At 67.9% G+C, this 16,142-nt stretch carries 15 protein-coding genes; 10 read left to right on the top strand and 5 right to left on the bottom strand.

The window, feature by feature from the left end; all coding sequences use genetic code 11:
• A complete protein-coding gene (locus JMV16_RS03440; protein ID WP_201492733.1) occupies positions 1-825 on the bottom strand; it encodes a pyruvate, water dikinase regulatory protein in 825 nt (274 codons plus the stop codon).
• Between the two features lie 240 nt (positions 826-1,065).
• On the opposite strand from JMV16_RS03440, the gene ppsA reads away from it, so the two are divergent.
• Positions 1,066-3,498, top strand: a complete 2,433-nt coding sequence (gene ppsA / locus JMV16_RS03435) for a phosphoenolpyruvate synthase (protein ID WP_201492732.1) — start codon at positions 1,066-1,068, stop codon at positions 3,496-3,498.
• Positions 3,499-3,609: 111 nt separating this feature from the next.
• Positions 3,610-4,107 carry a hypothetical protein gene (locus JMV16_RS03430; RefSeq protein WP_201492731.1) on the top strand — a complete coding sequence of 166 codons (498 nt, stop codon included), beginning with the start codon at positions 3,610-3,612 and terminating at the stop codon, positions 4,105-4,107.
• Between the two features lie 15 nt (positions 4,108-4,122).
• On the opposite strand, the gene JMV16_RS03425 is transcribed toward JMV16_RS03430, so the two are convergent.
• The gene (locus tag JMV16_RS03425; protein WP_201492730.1) at positions 4,123-4,272 is read right to left on the bottom strand and encodes a hypothetical protein; all 150 of its coding nucleotides are present in this window, start codon (positions 4,270-4,272) and stop codon (positions 4,123-4,125) included.
• A 114-nt stretch (positions 4,273-4,386) separates the two neighbouring features.
• Positions 4,387-6,051 (bottom strand): MFS transporter, encoded by a 1,665-nt coding sequence (locus JMV16_RS03420; RefSeq protein WP_411565008.1) that lies wholly within the window; start codon positions 6,049-6,051, stop codon positions 4,387-4,389.
• Positions 6,052-6,292: 241 nt separating this feature from the next.
• On the opposite strand from JMV16_RS03420, the gene JMV16_RS03415 reads away from it, so the two are divergent.
• The 8 genes from JMV16_RS03415 to JMV16_RS03380 all read left to right on the top strand — a co-directional run bounded on the left by JMV16_RS03415 (position 6,293) and on the right by JMV16_RS03380 (position 13,137).
• On the top strand, positions 6,293-6,574 hold the full coding sequence (locus JMV16_RS03415) for a DUF4212 domain-containing protein (protein ID WP_201492728.1): 282 nt from the start codon (positions 6,293-6,295) through the stop codon (positions 6,572-6,574).
• Positions 6,571-8,676: a sodium:solute symporter family protein gene (locus tag JMV16_RS03410; RefSeq protein WP_201492727.1), complete on the top strand. Its 2,106-nt coding sequence runs from the start codon at positions 6,571-6,573 to the stop codon at positions 8,674-8,676. Before JMV16_RS03415 ends, JMV16_RS03410 begins: the two co-directional genes overlap by 4 nt.
• 173 nt (positions 8,677-8,849) lie before the next feature.
• Complete coding sequence (gene rpsF, locus JMV16_RS03405) at positions 8,850-9,212, top strand: 30S ribosomal protein S6 (protein WP_201492726.1); 363 nt, start codon at positions 8,850-8,852, stop codon at positions 9,210-9,212.
• A 37-nt stretch (positions 9,213-9,249) separates the two neighbouring features.
• Entirely contained in the window at positions 9,250-9,573 is a 324-nt protein-coding gene (gene priB / locus JMV16_RS03400; RefSeq protein WP_201492725.1) for a primosomal replication protein N, read from the top strand.
• Positions 9,574-9,582: 9 nt separating this feature from the next.
• The gene (gene rpsR / locus JMV16_RS03395) at positions 9,583-9,873 is read left to right on the top strand and encodes a 30S ribosomal protein S18 (protein ID WP_201492724.1); all 291 of its coding nucleotides are present in this window, start codon (positions 9,583-9,585) and stop codon (positions 9,871-9,873) included.
• Between the two features lie 10 nt (positions 9,874-9,883).
• On the top strand, positions 9,884-10,336 hold the full coding sequence (gene rplI, locus JMV16_RS03390) for a 50S ribosomal protein L9 (RefSeq protein ID WP_201492723.1): 453 nt from the start codon (positions 9,884-9,886) through the stop codon (positions 10,334-10,336).
• Positions 10,337-10,502: 166 nt separating this feature from the next.
• Positions 10,503-11,927, top strand: coding sequence for a replicative DNA helicase (dnaB, locus tag JMV16_RS03385; protein ID WP_201492722.1), 1,425 nt, complete (start codon positions 10,503-10,505; stop codon positions 11,925-11,927).
• A gap of 67 nt (positions 11,928-11,994) precedes the next feature.
• A complete protein-coding gene (locus JMV16_RS03380) occupies positions 11,995-13,137 on the top strand; it encodes a PA0069 family radical SAM protein (RefSeq protein WP_201492721.1) in 1,143 nt (380 codons plus the stop codon).
• A gap of 48 nt (positions 13,138-13,185) precedes the next feature.
• Here JMV16_RS03380 and JMV16_RS03375 read toward each other — a convergent pair whose 3' ends face one another.
• On the bottom strand, positions 13,186-14,841 hold the full coding sequence (locus tag JMV16_RS03375; protein WP_201492720.1) for a response regulator: 1,656 nt from the start codon (positions 14,839-14,841) through the stop codon (positions 13,186-13,188).
• A 121-nt stretch (positions 14,842-14,962) separates the two neighbouring features.
• Complete coding sequence (dnaJ, locus tag JMV16_RS03370; protein WP_201492719.1) at positions 14,963-16,117, bottom strand: molecular chaperone DnaJ; 1,155 nt, start codon at positions 16,115-16,117, stop codon at positions 14,963-14,965.
• Positions 16,118-16,142 lie beyond the last annotated feature (25 nt).

Below are 16,142 nucleotides of genomic sequence, written 5' to 3'. Positions count from 1 at the left end.
TCAATACACCAGCCGGTCGGGCCGCAGGTCGCGCAGGATGGTGGTGGCAATTTCCTCGATGGACTTGTGCGTGGACGACAGCCAGGACACGCCCTCGCGCCGCATCATGGCCTCGGCCTCGTTGATCTCGTAACGGCAGTTCTCCAGCGCCGCGTACTTGCTGCCAGGCCGCCGCTCGTTGCGGATCTGCGCCAGCCGGGTCGGGTCTATCGTGAGGCCGAAGCACTTGCGCCGGTGCGGCATCAGCGCGCCGGGCATGCGGCCGCGTTCGAAGTCTTCCGGGATCAACGGGTAGTTGGCGGCCTTGATGCCGTGTTGCATGGCCAGGTACAGGCTGGTCGGCGTCTTGCCACTGCGGCTGACGCCGAGCAGGATGACATCGGCCACGTCGAGGTTGCGCGCGCTCTGGCCGTCGTCGTGGGCCAGGCTGAAGTTGATGGCCTCGATGCGGTCGTGGTACTCCTGGCTCTGGCTGGCGTCGGAGAAGCGGCCGACGCGGTGGTTGCTCTTGACGCCGAACTCCACTTCCAGCGGTTCGACGAAGGTGCGAAACATGTCCAACACCAGGCCTTTGCAGTGGTCGCCGGTGACCATCGCGCGCACCTCGTCGTTGACGAGGGTGATGAAGACGATGGGGCGCCGGCCTTCGCTGGCCGCGGTGGCGTTGATCTCCGAGACCACGCGCGCTGCCTTCTCGACGGTGTCGATGAAGGGTCGCCGCACATGGCGCGGGCGTGCCGGAAACTGGTTGAGGATGGAATTGCCGAAGGTTTCGGCCGTGATGCCGGTGCCGTCGGAGACGAAGAAAACGGTGCGCTCGGTCATGGATGTCGCGCTCTTGGCGGTGCAGGCCAGGCCGGCCTGAAGACCATCATAGGGAAGAACTCCTTAGAATGATTCGATCATTCCGCCCTCCGGCCCTCACGTGACCTGCCTGCAAAGCCCCTTGTTCCGCGCCATTCGGCGGCGGCGGGCGCGGCGCCACGCCAGCCCCGGACAGCCGCCCGCCTCGTCTGCGCGCGCCCATGCGGAAGCACCGGTTTTCCCACATCACGGAGCTTTCCCATGTCTACTCACACGCCGCAAGCCGCCCTGGCCACCGCCCTGGTGGCCCCATTTGAACAACTGAGGATGACCGACGTCGAGATCGTGGGCGGCAAGAACGCCTCGCTCGGCGAAATGATCAGCCAGCTTGCCGCCAGCGGCGTGCGCGTCCCGGGCGGTTTTGCCACCACGGCCCACGCCTTCCGCGAGTTCCTGCTGCACGGCGGGTTGCAGCAGCGCATCCAGGCCGAGCTCGACGCGCTCGATGTCGACAACGTGCGCGCGCTCGCCGCGGCCGGTGCGCGCATCCGCCAGTGGGTGCTCGACACCCCCTTCCCGCCGGCGCTGGAAGCGGCCATCCGCGCGCAGTTCAAGCTGCTGGTGGGCGAGGGCCCCGAGGCCGCGCGGGCCAGCTTTGCCGTGCGCTCGTCGGCCACCGCCGAAGACCTGCCCGATGCCTCGTTCGCGGGCCAGCAAGAGACCTTCCTCAATGTCACCGGCATTGATGAAGTGCTGCACCGCATGAAGGAGGTCTTCGCCTCTCTCTACAACGACCGTGCCATCAGCTACCGCGTCCACAAGGGCTTTGCCCATGCCGACGTGGCGTTGTCGGCCGGCGTGCAGCGCATGGTGCGCAGCGACCTTGGCTCGGCCGGCGTGATGTTCACCATCGACACCGAATCCGGCTTTGCCGACGTCGTCTTCATCACCGCCAGCTACGGCCTGGGCGAGACGGTGGTGCAGGGCGCCGTCAACCCCGACGAGTTCTATGTCCACAAGCACACGCTGCGCGCCGGCCGCCCGGCGGTGATACGCCGCGTGCTCGGCTCCAAGCTGCAGCGCATGGAGTTCGCCAGCGCCGCCGACAAGGCCGCCCACGGCCGCCTGGTGACGGTGATCGACACGCCGCCCGAGCAGCGCAACCGCTATTCGCTGAACGATGCCGACGTCACCGAACTGGCCCGCTTTGCGCTGATCATCGAGCAGCACTACGGCCGCCCCATGGACATCGAGTGGGGCAAGGACGGCGTCGACGGCCACCTCTACATCCTGCAGGCGCGGCCCGAGACGGTGAAGAGCCAGGCCGGAGGCCGCGTCGAGCAGCGCTGGCGCATCAAGGGCGACCGCGCCAAGAACACTGTGCTGGCCGAGGGGCGGGCCATCGGCCAGAAAGTGGGCACGGGCACGGTGCGCCTGGTGCGCAGCGTGGCCGAGATGGACCGCGTGCAGCCGGGCGACGTGCTGGTGGCCGACATGACCGACCCCAACTGGGAGCCGGTGATGAAGCGTGCCGCGGCCATCGTCACCAACCGCGGTGGCCGCACCTGCCATGCGGCCATCATTGCGCGCGAGCTGGGCATCCCGGCGGTGGTCGGCTGTGGCCACGCCACCGAGAGCCTGAGCGAGGGCGCCCTGGTCACCGTATCCTGCGCCGAGGGCGATACCGGCTACGTCTACGACGGCCTGCTCGAGACCGAAGTGAGCGATGTCGCGCGTGGCGAGATGCCGTATTGCCCGGTCAAGATCATGATGAACGTGGGCAATCCTCAGCTGGCCTTCGACTTTGCCCAGATGCCCAATTCCGGCGTCGGTCTGGCGCGGCTGGAATTCATCATCAACAACAACATCGGGGTCCACCCGAAGGCCATCCTCGACTACCCGAACATCGACCCCGACCTGAAGAAAGCGGTCGAGTCGGTGGCGCGCGGCCACGCCAGCCCGCGCGCCTTCTACGTCGACAAGCTCACCGAGGGCATCAGCACCATCGCCGCCGCCTTCTGGCCCAAGCCGGTAATCGTTCGCCTGTCCGACTTCAAGAGCAACGAGTACCGCAAGCTCATCGGCGGCACCCGCTACGAGCCCGACGAAGAGAACCCCATGCTGGGCTTCCGCGGCGCCAGCCGCTACATCAGCGGCGAGTTCAGCGATGCCTTCGCGATGGAGTGCGAGGCGCTCAAGCGCGTGCGCGGCGAGATGGGCCTCAGCAATGTCGAGATCATGGTGCCCTTCGTGCGCACCGTGAGACAGGCCAGCCAGGTGGCACAGATGCTGGCTGATCGCGGCCTGGCGCGCGGCGTCGATGGCATGCGTTTGATCATGATGTGCGAGGTGCCCAGCAACGCCATCCTGGCCGAGCAGTTCCTCGAGCACTTCGACGGCATGTCCATAGGCTCCAACGACCTCACCCAGCTCACCCTGGGCCTGGATCGCGATTCCGGCCTGGAGCAACTGGCGAGCGACTTCGACGAGCGCGACCCGGCGGTCAAGGCGTTGATCTCCCGCGCCATCGCCACCTGCCGCGCCCACGGCAAGTACGTCGGCATCTGCGGCCAGGGGCCCAGCGACCATCCTGACTTCGCCGACTGGCTGGCGCGCGAGGGCATTGCCTCGATTTCGCTCAACCCTGACAGCGTGGTCGAGACCTGGCAACGCCTGGCAGGGCAATCCAGCTGAGAATGATTCCCTTGGCGCGGTTACGATGCGTGCCAGGGAAATGCGGACGGTGGGCCTGCCCACCGCCGCCGCAAGGCCGCACAAGCACGGTCAGAAGTAACCAGGTGGCGAATGGACGGTAGCGAGATCTTCGCCAAGACCCCGGCCGGCAGCGAGGAGATGCGTTCGCGCGATCGCCGGCTGCCGCAGCGTCTGCGTACTTTGCTGATCATGGTGGACGGCACGCGCACTGCCGCGCAACTGCAGGCCGCTGCAGCCACCATCGGTGCCCCCGATGACGCGGTGCAGATGCTGGTCGACCTCGGCCTCATCGCCGCAATGGCCGCCACCCGTGCGGCGGCGCCGGCTGTGCCGGCCGCAGCAGCGGCTGCTGCGCTGCCCACGGTGGACGAGGGCGAGCGTTTTCGCGTGACGCAGAAGTTCATGAACGACACCGCGGTCGACCTGCTCGGCTTTCGCGCGTTTCTCTTCACGCTCAAGCTCGAGAAGTGCTACACGCGGGCCGACCTTCTGGCCCTGATGCCCGACTTCAACAAGGCCCTGGCCAAGGCCAGCGGCGCCGAAGTGGCGCGCGTGCTGGAGTTGCGAGCGCGCGAACTGTTGGGCTGAAGGCCGGTAGCGGCTTCAGTGCGAGGCGGCCGAGGCCGCTGGCGCTGCCGCACCGGCGCCGACATCGTGCTTTTCGCCGCCGAGATCGACGTCGCCGCCCGACTTCTGCAGGATGAACAGGGCAAGCGCCGCGAAGGCGACGAAGGCGACGGCAATCTTCCACATGGTCTGGCGGCTCTCGATCTGTAGGTAAGCACTGCACGCCAGGCGCGCGCAGTGCTCACCCGGGTGTACCACCCCGGGGGCCACGCGCACGGGAGGCGCGTGGCGTTGAGTCCGTCAGTCGTTCTTGTAAATGTCGACGTCCTTGGTTTCCTTGACGAACAGCGTGCCCACGATGAAGGTCATCGACGCGATGATGATGGGGTACCACAGGCCGCTGTAGATGTTGCCCTGGGCGGCCACGATGGAAAACGAGATCGCCGGCAGGAAGCCGCCGAACCAGCCGTTGCCGATGTGGTAGGGCAGGCTCATCGAGGTGTAGCGGATCCGGGTCGGGAAGAACTCGACCAGCATCGCCGCGATGGGGCCGTAGACCATGGTGACGTAGATCACCATGATGGTCAGGATGCCGACCAGCATCCACCAGTTGCCACTGCCCGCCGAGATCGGGTCGGCCTTGGCCGGGTAGCCGGCGGCGCTCAGCGCCTCGCGCACTTCCTTCTCGAAGCGCGCCTTTTCGTCCTTGGCATTGGGCTGGGTGGCGGCATAGCCCACGATGGCCTTGTCGCCCACCTTGACGGTGGCGATGGCGGCACCGGCGACCTCGACCTTGTCGTAGTTGACGCCGGAGTTGGCCAGGAAGGTGCGGGTCAGGTCGCAGGCGGTGGTGAACTTGGCCGTGCCGGTGAGGTTGAGGATCAGGTTGCAGTCACCCGAGGGGGCTTCGACCTTCACCGGCGACTTCTGGATTGCCGCTTGCAGCTTGGGATTGGCGTAGGTGGTGAGCGCGTTGAAGAGCGGGAAGTAGGTCAGCACCGCGAGCAGGCAGCCGGCCATGATGATGGGCTTGCGGCCGATCTTGTCGGACAGCGCGCCGAAGACGATGAAGAAGGGCGTGCCCAGGATCAGCGAAACGGCGATCAGCACGTTGGCCGTCGGGCCGTCGACCTTGAGGAAGGACTGCAGGAAGAAGAGGGTGTAGAACTGGCCCGTGTACCAGACCACGGCCTGGCCGGCAGTGCCGCCGATCAGCGCCAGGATGACGATCTTGAGGTTGGACCACTGGCCGAAGGACTCGGTGAGCGGTGCCTTCGAGGTCTTGCCCTCGGACTTCATGCGCGCGAAGGCCGGCGACTCGCTGAGCTTGAGGCGTATCCACACCGAGACGGCCAGCAGGATGCCCGACATCGCATACGGAATGCGCCAGCCCCAGGCCGCGAATTCCTTCTCGCCGAGGTAGGTGCGCGTGCCCAGGATGACCATCAGCGCCAGCATCAGACCCACGGTGGCGGTGGTCTGGATCCAGGCCGTGTAGGCGCCGCGCTTGCCGTGCGGCGCGTGCTCGGCCACGTAGGTGGCGGCACCGCCGTACTCGCCGCCCAGTGCCAGGCCTTGCAGCAGGCGCAGCGCGATCAGCGCGATGGGTGCTGCGATGCCCCAACTGGCATAGGTGGGCAAGAAGGCGACCAGAAAGGTCGACAGGCCCATGATCAGGATGGTCACCAGGAAGGTGTACTTGCGGCCCACCAGGTCACCCAGGCGGCCGAAAACGATGGCACCGAACGGGCGCACCGCGAAGCCGGCCGCAAAGGCCAGCAAGGTGAAGATGTCGCGCGTGGCGGGGTCGAGCGCGGTGAAGAAGTTGGCCGCGATGATGGCCGACATGACGCCGAACAAATAGAAGTCGTACCACTCGAACACGGTGCCCAGCGACGAGGCGAAGATCACGCTTCGTTCCTCTGGCGTCATCGGTCGCGGGCCCGCCTTGGCGTGCGCGCTCATTCTGTTGTCGGCGATGGCCATGTCATGGTCTCCTTGTCTGTGTACGGCTGCACCAAGGCGGTGCCCTGGTGAAATTGCAGTCTTTTCAGGCCACCTGACCGGAATCTGACAAGGCGGGCGGCCCCTGGGGCCTTGCGTGTTCGAAGCGGGTTTTCCTAGGTATCGATAACCCCTCGGGTGATGCGCGTCAGCCTCCCCGGTGGCCCCGCCTGCCGTCACCCGGTGAGGGAGAATGCGCCGCATGCTCGAAGCTCGACAACAAGGCCTGTGGCGCAGCACGCGCAAGCTCACCGGCCTGCTGCTGCTGGTGTGGCTGCTGGCCAATCTGCTGGGCCCCTGGTTCGCCCACGCCATGACCGGCTGGCGGGTGGCCGGCGTGCCGCTGGGCTACTGGCTCGCGGCCCAGGGCCTGCTGGGGCTCTACCTGGCCCTCATCGTCGTCTATATCGTCGTGATGAACCGGCTCGAGCGGCGTTGCCGCGACGCCGGTGCGCCCGAGGCCGACCCCAGGGGCACTGAATGAGCGTGGGGGGCGCAAGCGCGGCCGAACGCTCGTTGTCGCGCCGCATGGCAGCTCGCTACGGGCTCTTCCTGCTGGCCCTGGCTGCGCTCACGCTGGCGCTGGCCACGGCCGAGCGCCTGGGCTTGCCGCGCGGCTGGATAGGCGCCACCTTCCTGGTGATGACGGTGGCCGTCTATGCCGGCATAGGCTTTCTTTGCCGCACCTCCGACGAGGCCGAATACTTCGTCGCCGGGCGGCGCGTGCCGGCCATGTACAACGGCGCTGCCACCGCCGCCGACTGGATGTCGGCCGCGTCCTTCATAGGCACGGCCGGCGTGCTCTACCTGCAGGGCTTTGCCGGCCTGGCCTACATCCTGGGCTGGACCGGCGGCTACTGCCTGGTGGCACTGTTGCTGGCGCCCTATCTGCGACGCTACGGCCAATACACCATCCCCGATTTCCTGGGTGCGCGTTATGGCGGCCTGATGCCGCGGCTGATCGGCGCCGCGTCCGCGGTGGGTGTGTCCTTCGTCTACCTGGTGGTGCAGATCTACGGCGTCGGCCTCATCACCTCGCACCTCACCGGCTTTGGCTTCGAGCTCGGCATCTTCGTCGGGCTGGGCGGCGTGCTGGTGTGCTCCTTCCTGGGCGGCATGCGCGCCGTCACCTGGACCCAGGTGGCACAGTACCTGGTGCTGATCGTGGCCTACCTGGTGCCGCTGACCTGGCTGTCTTTCGAGCAGACGGGCAACCCGTTCCCGGCCGTGGCCTATGGCAGCCAGCTCGAGCGCGTCCACCAGCGCGAGCAGCAACTGCTGACCGATCCGGCCGAGCTCGAGGTGGCGCGGCTGCTGCGCCTGCGTGCCGCCGAGATCGACCGCAAGCTCGAGGACGTGCGCGGCTCCATGGCCGCCGATGCGCAGGTGCTGGCGCGCCAGATCGCCCACCTGCGTGCCGAGGGTGCGCCGCTGGTGCAGATCCAGCGCGCCGAGCGAGAGTACCTGCAACGCCCGCGCACCGAGACCCAGGCGCGTGCCCAGTACCTGCGCGACCGCGACGCCGCGCTGACCCACGCCCAACCCCTGGCCGGCATGCCGCGACACGCCCAGCCCTTCGCCGCCGGTGGCGCCGAAGGCGACACGGCCAGCGGCGCCCGCTTTGACAGCGCGCGCATCAACTTCATCGCATTGATGCTCTGCCTGATGCTGGGCACGGCGGCACTGCCCCATGTGCTGACGCGCATCTACACCACCACAACGCCTGCGCAGGCGCGTGTCTCGGTGGCCTGGTCGCTCTTCTTCATTGTGCTGCTCTACGTGGCCGCGCCGCCGCTGGCCGCCATCGTCAAGTTCGAGGTGCTCGAAAACCTGGTGGGCCTGCCCATCGACCAGTTGCCGGCCTGGGTGACGCGCTGGTCGCGCCTGGACCCCAACCTGCTGACGGTGCGCGACATCAATGCCGACGGCATCCTCCAACTGGGCGAGTTGTTCATGGGCGGCGACATCATCGTGCTCGCAGCGCCCGAGATCGGCGGCCTGCCCTATTGGGTGACCTGCCTGGTCGCCGCCGGCGGCCTGGCGGCCGCGTTGTCCACCGCCGACGGCCTGCTGCTGACCATCGCCAATTCGCTCTCGCACGATGTCTGGTTCCGCGTCTTCAACCCTGGCGCGGCCTCGGTCTCGCGCGTCATCGCGTCCAAGATGCTGGTGATGGTGGTGGCGCTGCTGGCGGCGTTGATCGCCTCGTTGAAGATTGCCGACATCCTGCAGTTCGTCTCGGCCGCCTTTTCGCTGGCGGCGGCGGCCTTCTTCCCGGCGCTGGTGATGGGCATCTTCTGGCGCCGCGCCAACCGCGCCGGCGCGGTGGCCGGCATGCTGGTGGGCCTGGCCGTCTGCGGCGGCTACATGGTCGTCAACCTGGCCTGGCTGCGTTCGCTGTTCGGCCTGGCCGGCAATGCGGGGGGCTCGCTGTGGTTGGGCATCGATGCCGCCGCGGCTGGTGTCTTCGGGGTGCCGGCGGGGCTGGCTGCGCTGGTGATCGCGAGCCTGCTCACTCGCGCACCCGATGAGCAGGCCGATGCCTTTGTCGACGCGCTGCGCGCCCCCGGCCCCGACGAAGCCTGATGGGCGCACCACCCGGCTGCCCTGGGGTGCGGCTGTTGTCGGATGCTATAATTTTCGGCTTTCCTTGCTGCACCCGCCATGTTGACGCATCGGGGCAGCTTCCACCCCCCGTCACCGTTGCCGCCGCCTTTTCACGGGCGCTGGCGCGAGGCCGGAATCCACAAGGAGTGTTCATGCGTCACTATGAGATCGTTCTGCTGATCCATCCGGATCAAAGCGAACAGGTTCCGGCCATGCTGGAGCGTTACAAGGGCCTGGTCACCGCCGGCGGCGGCAAGGTGCATCGCGTTGAAGACTGGGGCCGGCGCCAGCTGGCCTACATGATCCAGAAGCTCGTGAAGGCGCACTACCTGTGCCTCAACATCGAGTGCGACAACGCGGTGCTGACCGAGCTCGAGACGGGCTTCCGCTTCAACGACGCCGTGCTGCGCCACCTCACGGTGGCCAAGCCCAAGGCCGAGACCACCCCGTCCATCATGATGAAGGCGGTCGAGCGCGAAGAGGCTCGCAAGGAGCGCCAGGAGGCTTCGGCCTGATTCCAGGCCTGCCGTCCAAGGCTGCCGGCGCGCCACGATGAACCGTCTGGTTCTTGCGGCCGCGCTGGTGGAGCGGGCGGCCACGCGTTTCACCCCCGCCGGTCTGCCGGCCCTGGATCTGGGCTTGAAGCACGAATCCGAGGTCAGCGAAGACGGGCAGCCGCGCAAGGTCTCGATGGAGATGCGCGCGGTGGCCATAGGGGCTGTCACGCAGGGCCTGCTGCCGCTGGCGCTGGGGTCGGCCTGCATCTTTGCCGGCTTCATCACCAGCACCCGCAACGGACGTGGCCTGCTGTTCCATATCACCTCGGTCGAGCCCGACGCCCGCACCGAACCCATCCGGATCGATAGTTTTCAGTAGGAGCTGACTATGCCCCCGCCCCGTGGTAAAGGTCGTTTTTCCAAGGACAAGCGCCCCAAGCGCAACAACCAGTCGCTGCTGTTCCGCCGCAAGCGTTTCTGCCGCTTCACCGTCGCCAATGTCGAGTCGATCGACTACAAGGAAATCGACGTGTTGCGCGACTTCATCAGCGAGAACGGCAAGATCACGCCGGCCCGCCTGACCGGCACGCGTGCCTTCTATCAGCGCCAGCTGACCACCGCGATCAAGCGTGCCCGCTTCCTCGCGCTGCTGCCGTATTCCGACCAGCACAAGGTCTGAGGAGCCCGCCATGCAAGTGATTCTTCTCGACAAGGTGGCCAAGCTCGGTGATCTGGGCGACGTGGTCAAGGTCAAGCAGGGCTATGCCCGCAACTTCCTGATCCCGACCAAGCTGGCGCGCCGCGCCACCGAGGCCGCGATCAAGGAATTCGAGGGCCGCCGCGCCGAACTCGAAAAGGCCGCCGCTGCCAAGCTGGCTGCTGCCCAGGCCGTGGGCGAGCAGCTCGCCGGCAAGACGGTGCGCATCGCGCAGAAGGCCGGCGTCGACGGCCGCCTGTTCGGCTCGGTCACCAATGCCGACATCGCCGAGGCCCTGAGCAAGGCCGGCACGGCCATCGCCAAGGCCCAGGTGCGCCTGCCCAACGGCCCGCTCAAGAATGTGGGCGAGCACACGGTGTCGGTGGCGCCGCACGGCGATGTCGTCGTCGAGGTGACGGTGCAGGTGGTGGCCCAGGTCGACTGAGCCCCGCCCTCGCGCACCAAAGGCCGGCTGTCAGCCGGCCTTTTTCATTGCGGGCCGCGCATTCCCACAGGCCGCACACCGGCGATCCACAGGCTTGCCCACAGGCGCCTCCGAGCCTTGCACTAAGCTGCCGAGACGGCAGTCAGCCTCCACCAGCGTCGAAACCATGAGCACCCTGATCGACCCGCGCGACAGCGCCCCGACCCGCGACGACGATATCGCCCGCCTGCGCGTGCCACCACATTCTGTGGAGGCCGAGCAGAGCGTGCTGGGGGGCCTGCTGCTCGACAACCTGGCCTGGGACCGCGCCGCCGAGCTGCTGGCCGAGACCGACTTCTACCGCTACGAGCACCGCCTGATCTTCGGCGCCATCGCGGCCCTGGTGCAGCACAGCCGGCCGGCCGACGTGATCACGGTCTTCGAGCAGTTGCAGAGCAGCGGCCGCGCCGACGACTGCGGCGGCCTGGCCTATCTCAATGCGCTGGCGCAGAGCGTGCCCAGTGCCGCCAATATGCGGCGCTATGCGGAGATCGTGCGCGAGCGCGCCGTGCTGCGCAAGCTGGTGGCGGCCAGCGACGAGATCGCCACCACCGCCTTCAACCGCGAGGGCCGCCAGGTGGCCCAGATCCTCGACGAGGCCGAGCGCAAGATCCTCGAGATCGGCGAGGAGGGCTCGCGCCAGCGCCAGGGCTTCCAGGGCATGGACAAGCTGGTGGTCTCGCTGCTGGACCGCGTCAACGAGCTGGCCGAGAACGGCGCCGAGGACGTGACCGGCGTGCGCACCGGCTACTACGACCTCGACAGCATGACCGCCGGCATGCAGAAGGGCGATCTCATCGTGCTGGCCGCGCGGCCTTCGATGGGCAAGACCGCCTTCGCGCTCAACATTGCCGAGCACGTCGCGGTGAAGGAAGAGCTGCCGGTGCTGGTGTTCTCGATGGAAATGGGTGCCTCGCAGCTGGCACTGCGCATGGTGGGGTCGCTGGGCCGCATCAACCAGCAGCACCTGCGCACCGGCCGCCTGGCCGATGACGAATGGGGCCGCCTGGCCGAGGCCGTGGAGCGCCTGGGCAAGGTGCAGATGTTCATCGACGAGACCGCCGGTCTCAATGCCGGCGAATTGCGCGCACGCGCCCGCCGCATGGCGCGGCAGTTCGGTGGCACCCTGGGCCTGATCGTCATCGACTACCTGCAGCTGATGAGTGGCAGCGGCGGCAGTGATGAGAACCGCGCCACCGAACTGGGCGAGATCTCGCGCGGACTCAAGGCCCTGGCGAAGGAGTTGCAGTGCCCGGTGATCGCGCTGTCGCAGCTCAACCGCAGCGTCGAGACGCGCACCGACAAGCGGCCGATGATGAGCGACCTGCGCGAGTCGGGTGCCATCGAGCAGGATGCCGACATCATCATGTTCATCTACCGCGACGACTACTACACCAAGGAAGCGAGCAAGGAGCCGGGCGTGGCCGAGATCATCATCGCCAAGCAGCGCAACGGCCCGGTGGGCACGGTCAAGCTGACCTTCCTGAAGCCGCTGACCAAGTTCGACAACCTGGCGCCCGGCAGCAGCAGCGGGGGCGGCAGCGAATACTGACCCTGGTGTCGCCGGGGTGGGCGGCAGCGGCCTTGCGGGGTGAAATGGGGCTGTATATATTTACAGCATGCCTTTCGAAGCTGCACCAGAACCCGCATCATCCCCTGCGGCCGACGCCTGGTTGGCTGTGGCGCCGGTGGGCGCCCTCAAGGGCAGAGGCACCGCCTGGGCACTGGCCCACCGCTACAGCCGCGAAGGCCGCGAGGCCTGCGACGACGGCTGGGGCACGCTGGCGCAAGGCGTGGCCGAGGCGCGTTCGGCCCCCGGCACCCAGGTCTTCGAAGAGAAGGTGGGCCGCATCCTCTCGGGCAATGATTCGCCCGACATCGGCTTCGACCTCTCCATCAACCCCTACCGCGGCTGCGAGCATGGTTGCATCTATTGCTATGCGCGGCCCACGCACAGCTATCTCGATCTTTCGCCGGGGCTGGATTTCGAGACGCGCATCGTCGCCAAGGTCAACGCCGCCGAGAGGCTGCGCGAGGCGATCTCGGCGCGCGGTTATGCGCCGCTGCAGCTGAACATCGGCTCGGTCACTGACGCCTACCAGCCTGTGGAGCGGCGGCTGCGCATCACGCGTGGGGTCATCGAGGTGCTGGCCGCGGCCCGCCATCCGTTTTCCATCATCACCAAGGCAAGCCTGGTCGAGCGCGACCTCGACCTCATCGCACCCATGGCGGCCCAGCGCATGGCGGCGGTCTATGTTTCCATCACCACGCTGGATGGCGAACTGGCGCGCAAGCTCGAACCCCGCGCCGCCGCGCCGCAACGCCGTCTGCGCACCATCGAGGCCCTGGCGCGTGCCGGCGTGCCTGTGGGGGTGAGCGTCTCGCCGGTGATCCCCTTCCTCAACGAGCCCGAACTCGAGCGCATCCTGCAGGCCGCCGCCGATGCCGGGGCGGGTTCGGCCTTCAGCATCGTGCTGCGCCTGCCCTGGGAGGTGAATCCGCTGTTCCAGCAGTGGCTCGAGCAGCATGTACCCGAGCGCTCGGCGCGCATCATGGCGCGCGTGCGCGAGATGCGCGGCGGCCAGGACAACGACAGCCGCTTCGGCAGCCGCATGACGGGGCAGGGTGTCTGGGCGCAACTGCTGCGGCGCCGCTTTGTGGCGGCCTGTGCCCGCCTTGGCCTGGACCGTGAGCGCGCCGGCTTCGATTTCTCGCTCTTCCGGCCGCCCCCGAGAGTGGCGGGGCAGGGCGAGCTGTTCTGATCCGGCCGAGTGACCGTGATGGCGATGCTGGAGGTGGCTGGGCCGGCGCTACACCACCACCGCGTCGGGCCTGTCATCGGTGCGCCCGCGCAGCTTCAGGCCACCCAGCGAGTGGCCTGCGCGCTGGATGCCGGCGATATGGTTGGTGGCCTGGCAACTCTTCTTCAGCAACTCGGCCGAGCGCGCCATCAGCGCCTGGGCCTCGGGTATCGCGGCGGCGTTGCGGCGCGCCAGCACGCCGGCCATTTCCAGCAGCTTGGCGTTGAGCGTGCGCTCGCCCGCTTCCAGCAAGCGCCGCGCTGCCCCCGCCTGATCGCCCTTGAGCGAATCGTCCATGGCCTGGGCCGATAGCGCCAGCACCTGGGCCTGGGCGGTGCGGATCTGGCTTTGCGCCGGTTCGGCACGGCGGGCCGAGGCCAGCAGCACCTCGGTCATGGCCTTGGAGACGCAAAAGCGCAGCGCAATGCGCTCGACCATCGCGGCCTGGGCTTCTGCGGCCCGCAGTCCGGCTCGCATGCGGGCCGCGGTGGCCAGCAGCATATTGGCGGCCTCGAGGTCGAAGTCGTCGTCGCCGACCTGGGCCGCAAGGGCCTCGAAGGGTGCCAGCGCAGCCTCGGGCGAGGCGCCGGCCAGGCCCGTCAACACGTCGATGGCGAGGCCGAAGCGCGCCAGACGCTGAACCTCGGGGGCGCGCAGGCGCAGGCGCTTGAGATGCTCGCGCGCTGCGATCACACCCTGTGCATCGCCGGAGTCGAGGCGCAGCAGTGCCAGCAGCAACAGGCTCAGCGCGTCGAAGAGGCGCGACTGCAGGCCCATGCTCACGGTACGTTCCAGAAACTTCAGCGCCTCGGCGCCCTGGCCCTGGTAGAAGGCCAGCGCGCCGGCGTGCTGGGCCCGCAGCAGGCAGCCGGGGGTGATGTTGGCGGCCTGGCGGTATTCGTCCAGCGCACCGTCGAAATTGCATTGCTCGACCAGGATGCGGCCGGCCAGGTCGTGGGCGTCGGCCGAGCCAGGGTCGTCGGCCAGCACCGAGGCGATGCTCTTGCGCGCCTGCGCCAGGTCGCCGGCGGCAATCTCGGCACGCGCCATGCCCAGCCGCGCCCAGATTGCCTGCTTGGGCTCGGCCAGCTTGGCAAAGACCTTGTGCGAGTCCTCGGGCCGGTTCAGCCGCATCAGCAGCTCGGCCACCAGGCGACCGCAGTAGACGGCGTAGTCCTTCTTCTCCTGGAAGCGCTTGAGGGCGCGCGCCAGCGCCACCTCGGTCTGGCCGCTGTCCAGGGCCTGCAGCACGTCGGCCAGCTCACGCTTGCGGCGGCGTGCTTCCATCAGGCGTTCGGCGAGCAGGGCGCCGGTATAGGGGCGCACCAGGATGCCGTCCAGCCCGCCCTCGGCCGCCTCGACCACCTGCAGGTAGGTCGCCTGCGAGCTGACCATCAGGAAGACGGTGGAGTGCGGCAACTGGCCCTCGCGCCGCAGTTCGTCGAGCAAGTCCTGGCCGTTGTCGTCCGAGCCCTCGAACTCGCGGTTGCAGATGACGATGTCGAAGTGTTCGCGCTCGATGGCCAGGCGCGCTTCCTTGACGCGGCTGACCGTCGTCACTTGGCCGACGCCGGTGTCGCGCAACTGCACCGCGGCCACGCTGCGCAGCATGGCGTTGCCCTCGACCAGCAGCGCCCGCGCCAGGTGGATGTCGCGGTCGATCACGGCGTGGCGCTCCCCGAGCGGAGGGTGGCTCTGCGGGTGCAAGCAATGGCGCTAGGGCTGGCGGGAGGCATGGCGGCGGGGGCCTGGATGCCCCAGCCGGTGTATCGGCCGCCCACGGCGGCTACTTGAACAGGTCTTTCACGCGGTCGGTCCAGCTCTTGGCATTGGGCGAATGGCGGTCACCCGACTTGCGAAAGGACTCGTCGAGTTCCTTGAGCAGCTTGCGCTGGTGCTCGGTGAGCTTGACTGGCGTCTCCACGGCCACATGGCAGTAGAGGTCGCCCGGATAGCTCGAGCGCAGGCCCTTGATGCCCTTGCCGCGCAGGCGGAAGGTCTTGCCGTGCTGGGTGCCCTCGGGCAGGTCGATTTCTGCCTTGCTGCCCAGGGTGGGCACTTCCAGCGTGCCGCCGAGCGCGGCGGTGGTCAGACCCACCGGCACCGAGCAGTGCAGGTCGTCGCCGTCGCGCTCGAAGATCTCGTGCTGCTTGACGCGGATCTCGATGTACAGGTCGCCCGGCGGGCCGCCATTGGTGCCCGGCTCGCCATTGCCCGCCGAGCGTATGCGCATGCCCTCGTTGATGCCGGCGGGGATCTTCACTTCCAGTGTCTTCTGCTTCTTGATCTTGCCCGCGCCGCTGCAGGTGATGCAGGGCTCGGGGATGATCTTGCCGCTGCCGTGGCAGTGCGGGCAGGTCTGCTGGATGCTGAAGAAACCCTGGCGCAGATGCACCGTGCCGGCGCCATTGCAGGTGGTGCAGGTCTTGGGGCTGGTGCCGGGTTTGGCGCCGCTGCCCTTGCAGGTGTCGCAGGTCTCCCAGGTGGGCACGCGGATCTGCGTGTCCTTGCCGAAGGCGGCCTCCTCCAGCGTGATCTCCATCGCGTAGCTGAGATCGCTGCCGCGGTAGACCTGTTGCCCGCCGCCCGTGCGGCGGCCGCCGGTGGCGCCGCCGCCGCCGCCGAAGATGTCGCCGAAGATGTCGCCAAAGGCCTCGGCAAAGCCGCCGAAGCCCTCGGGCCCGGCGCCGCCGCGGGCGCCCATATTGGGGTCGACGCCGGCGTGGCCGTACTGGTCGTAGGCGGCCCGCTTTTGCGGGTCGGAGAGCATCTCGTAGGCTTCCTTGGCCTCCTTGAACTTCTCCTCGGCCTGTTTGGCGTCGTCGCCCTGGTGGCGGTCGGGGTGGTGCTTGCCCGCCAGGCGCCGGTAGGCCTTCTTGATGTCGTCGTCGGTGGCATTCTTGGCCACGCCCAGGATGTCGTAGAAGTCGCGCTTGGCCATGGTTCCCTCAGGTGCCAGCTAGAAA

It is taken from the genome of Rubrivivax sp. A210, assembly GCF_904426505.1.
Lineage (GTDB): Bacteria > Pseudomonadota > Gammaproteobacteria > Burkholderiales > Burkholderiaceae_C > Rubrivivax.
The sequence above is the reverse complement of the archived record's forward strand: the minus strand, read 5'-3'. Positions and strand labels throughout refer to the sequence as shown.

Coding starts and splice junctions, on each gene's coding strand:
- JMV16_RS03440 (WP_201492733.1), bottom strand. CDS start 825: ATGACCGAGCGCACCGTTTTCTTCGTCTCCGACGGCACCGGCATCACG.
- ppsA (WP_201492732.1), top strand. CDS start 1,066: ATGTCTACTCACACGCCGCAAGCCGCCCTGGCCACCGCCCTGGTGGCC.
- JMV16_RS03430 (WP_201492731.1), top strand. CDS start 3,610: ATGGACGGTAGCGAGATCTTCGCCAAGACCCCGGCCGGCAGCGAGGAG.
- JMV16_RS03425 (WP_201492730.1), bottom strand. CDS start 4,272: ATGTGGAAGATTGCCGTCGCCTTCGTCGCCTTCGCGGCGCTTGCCCTG.
- JMV16_RS03420 (WP_411565008.1), bottom strand. CDS start 6,051: ATGAGCGCGCACGCCAAGGCGGGCCCGCGACCGATGACGCCAGAGGAA.
- JMV16_RS03415 (WP_201492728.1), top strand. CDS start 6,293: ATGCTCGAAGCTCGACAACAAGGCCTGTGGCGCAGCACGCGCAAGCTC.
- JMV16_RS03410 (WP_201492727.1), top strand. CDS start 6,571: ATGAGCGTGGGGGGCGCAAGCGCGGCCGAACGCTCGTTGTCGCGCCGC.
- rpsF (WP_201492726.1), top strand. CDS start 8,850: ATGCGTCACTATGAGATCGTTCTGCTGATCCATCCGGATCAAAGCGAA.
- priB (WP_201492725.1), top strand. CDS start 9,250: ATGAACCGTCTGGTTCTTGCGGCCGCGCTGGTGGAGCGGGCGGCCACG.
- rpsR (WP_201492724.1), top strand. CDS start 9,583: ATGCCCCCGCCCCGTGGTAAAGGTCGTTTTTCCAAGGACAAGCGCCCC.
- rplI (WP_201492723.1), top strand. CDS start 9,884: ATGCAAGTGATTCTTCTCGACAAGGTGGCCAAGCTCGGTGATCTGGGC.
- dnaB (WP_201492722.1), top strand. CDS start 10,503: ATGAGCACCCTGATCGACCCGCGCGACAGCGCCCCGACCCGCGACGAC.
- JMV16_RS03380 (WP_201492721.1), top strand. CDS start 11,995: ATGCCTTTCGAAGCTGCACCAGAACCCGCATCATCCCCTGCGGCCGAC.
- dnaJ (WP_201492719.1), bottom strand. CDS start 16,117: ATGGCCAAGCGCGACTTCTACGACATCCTGGGCGTGGCCAAGAATGCC.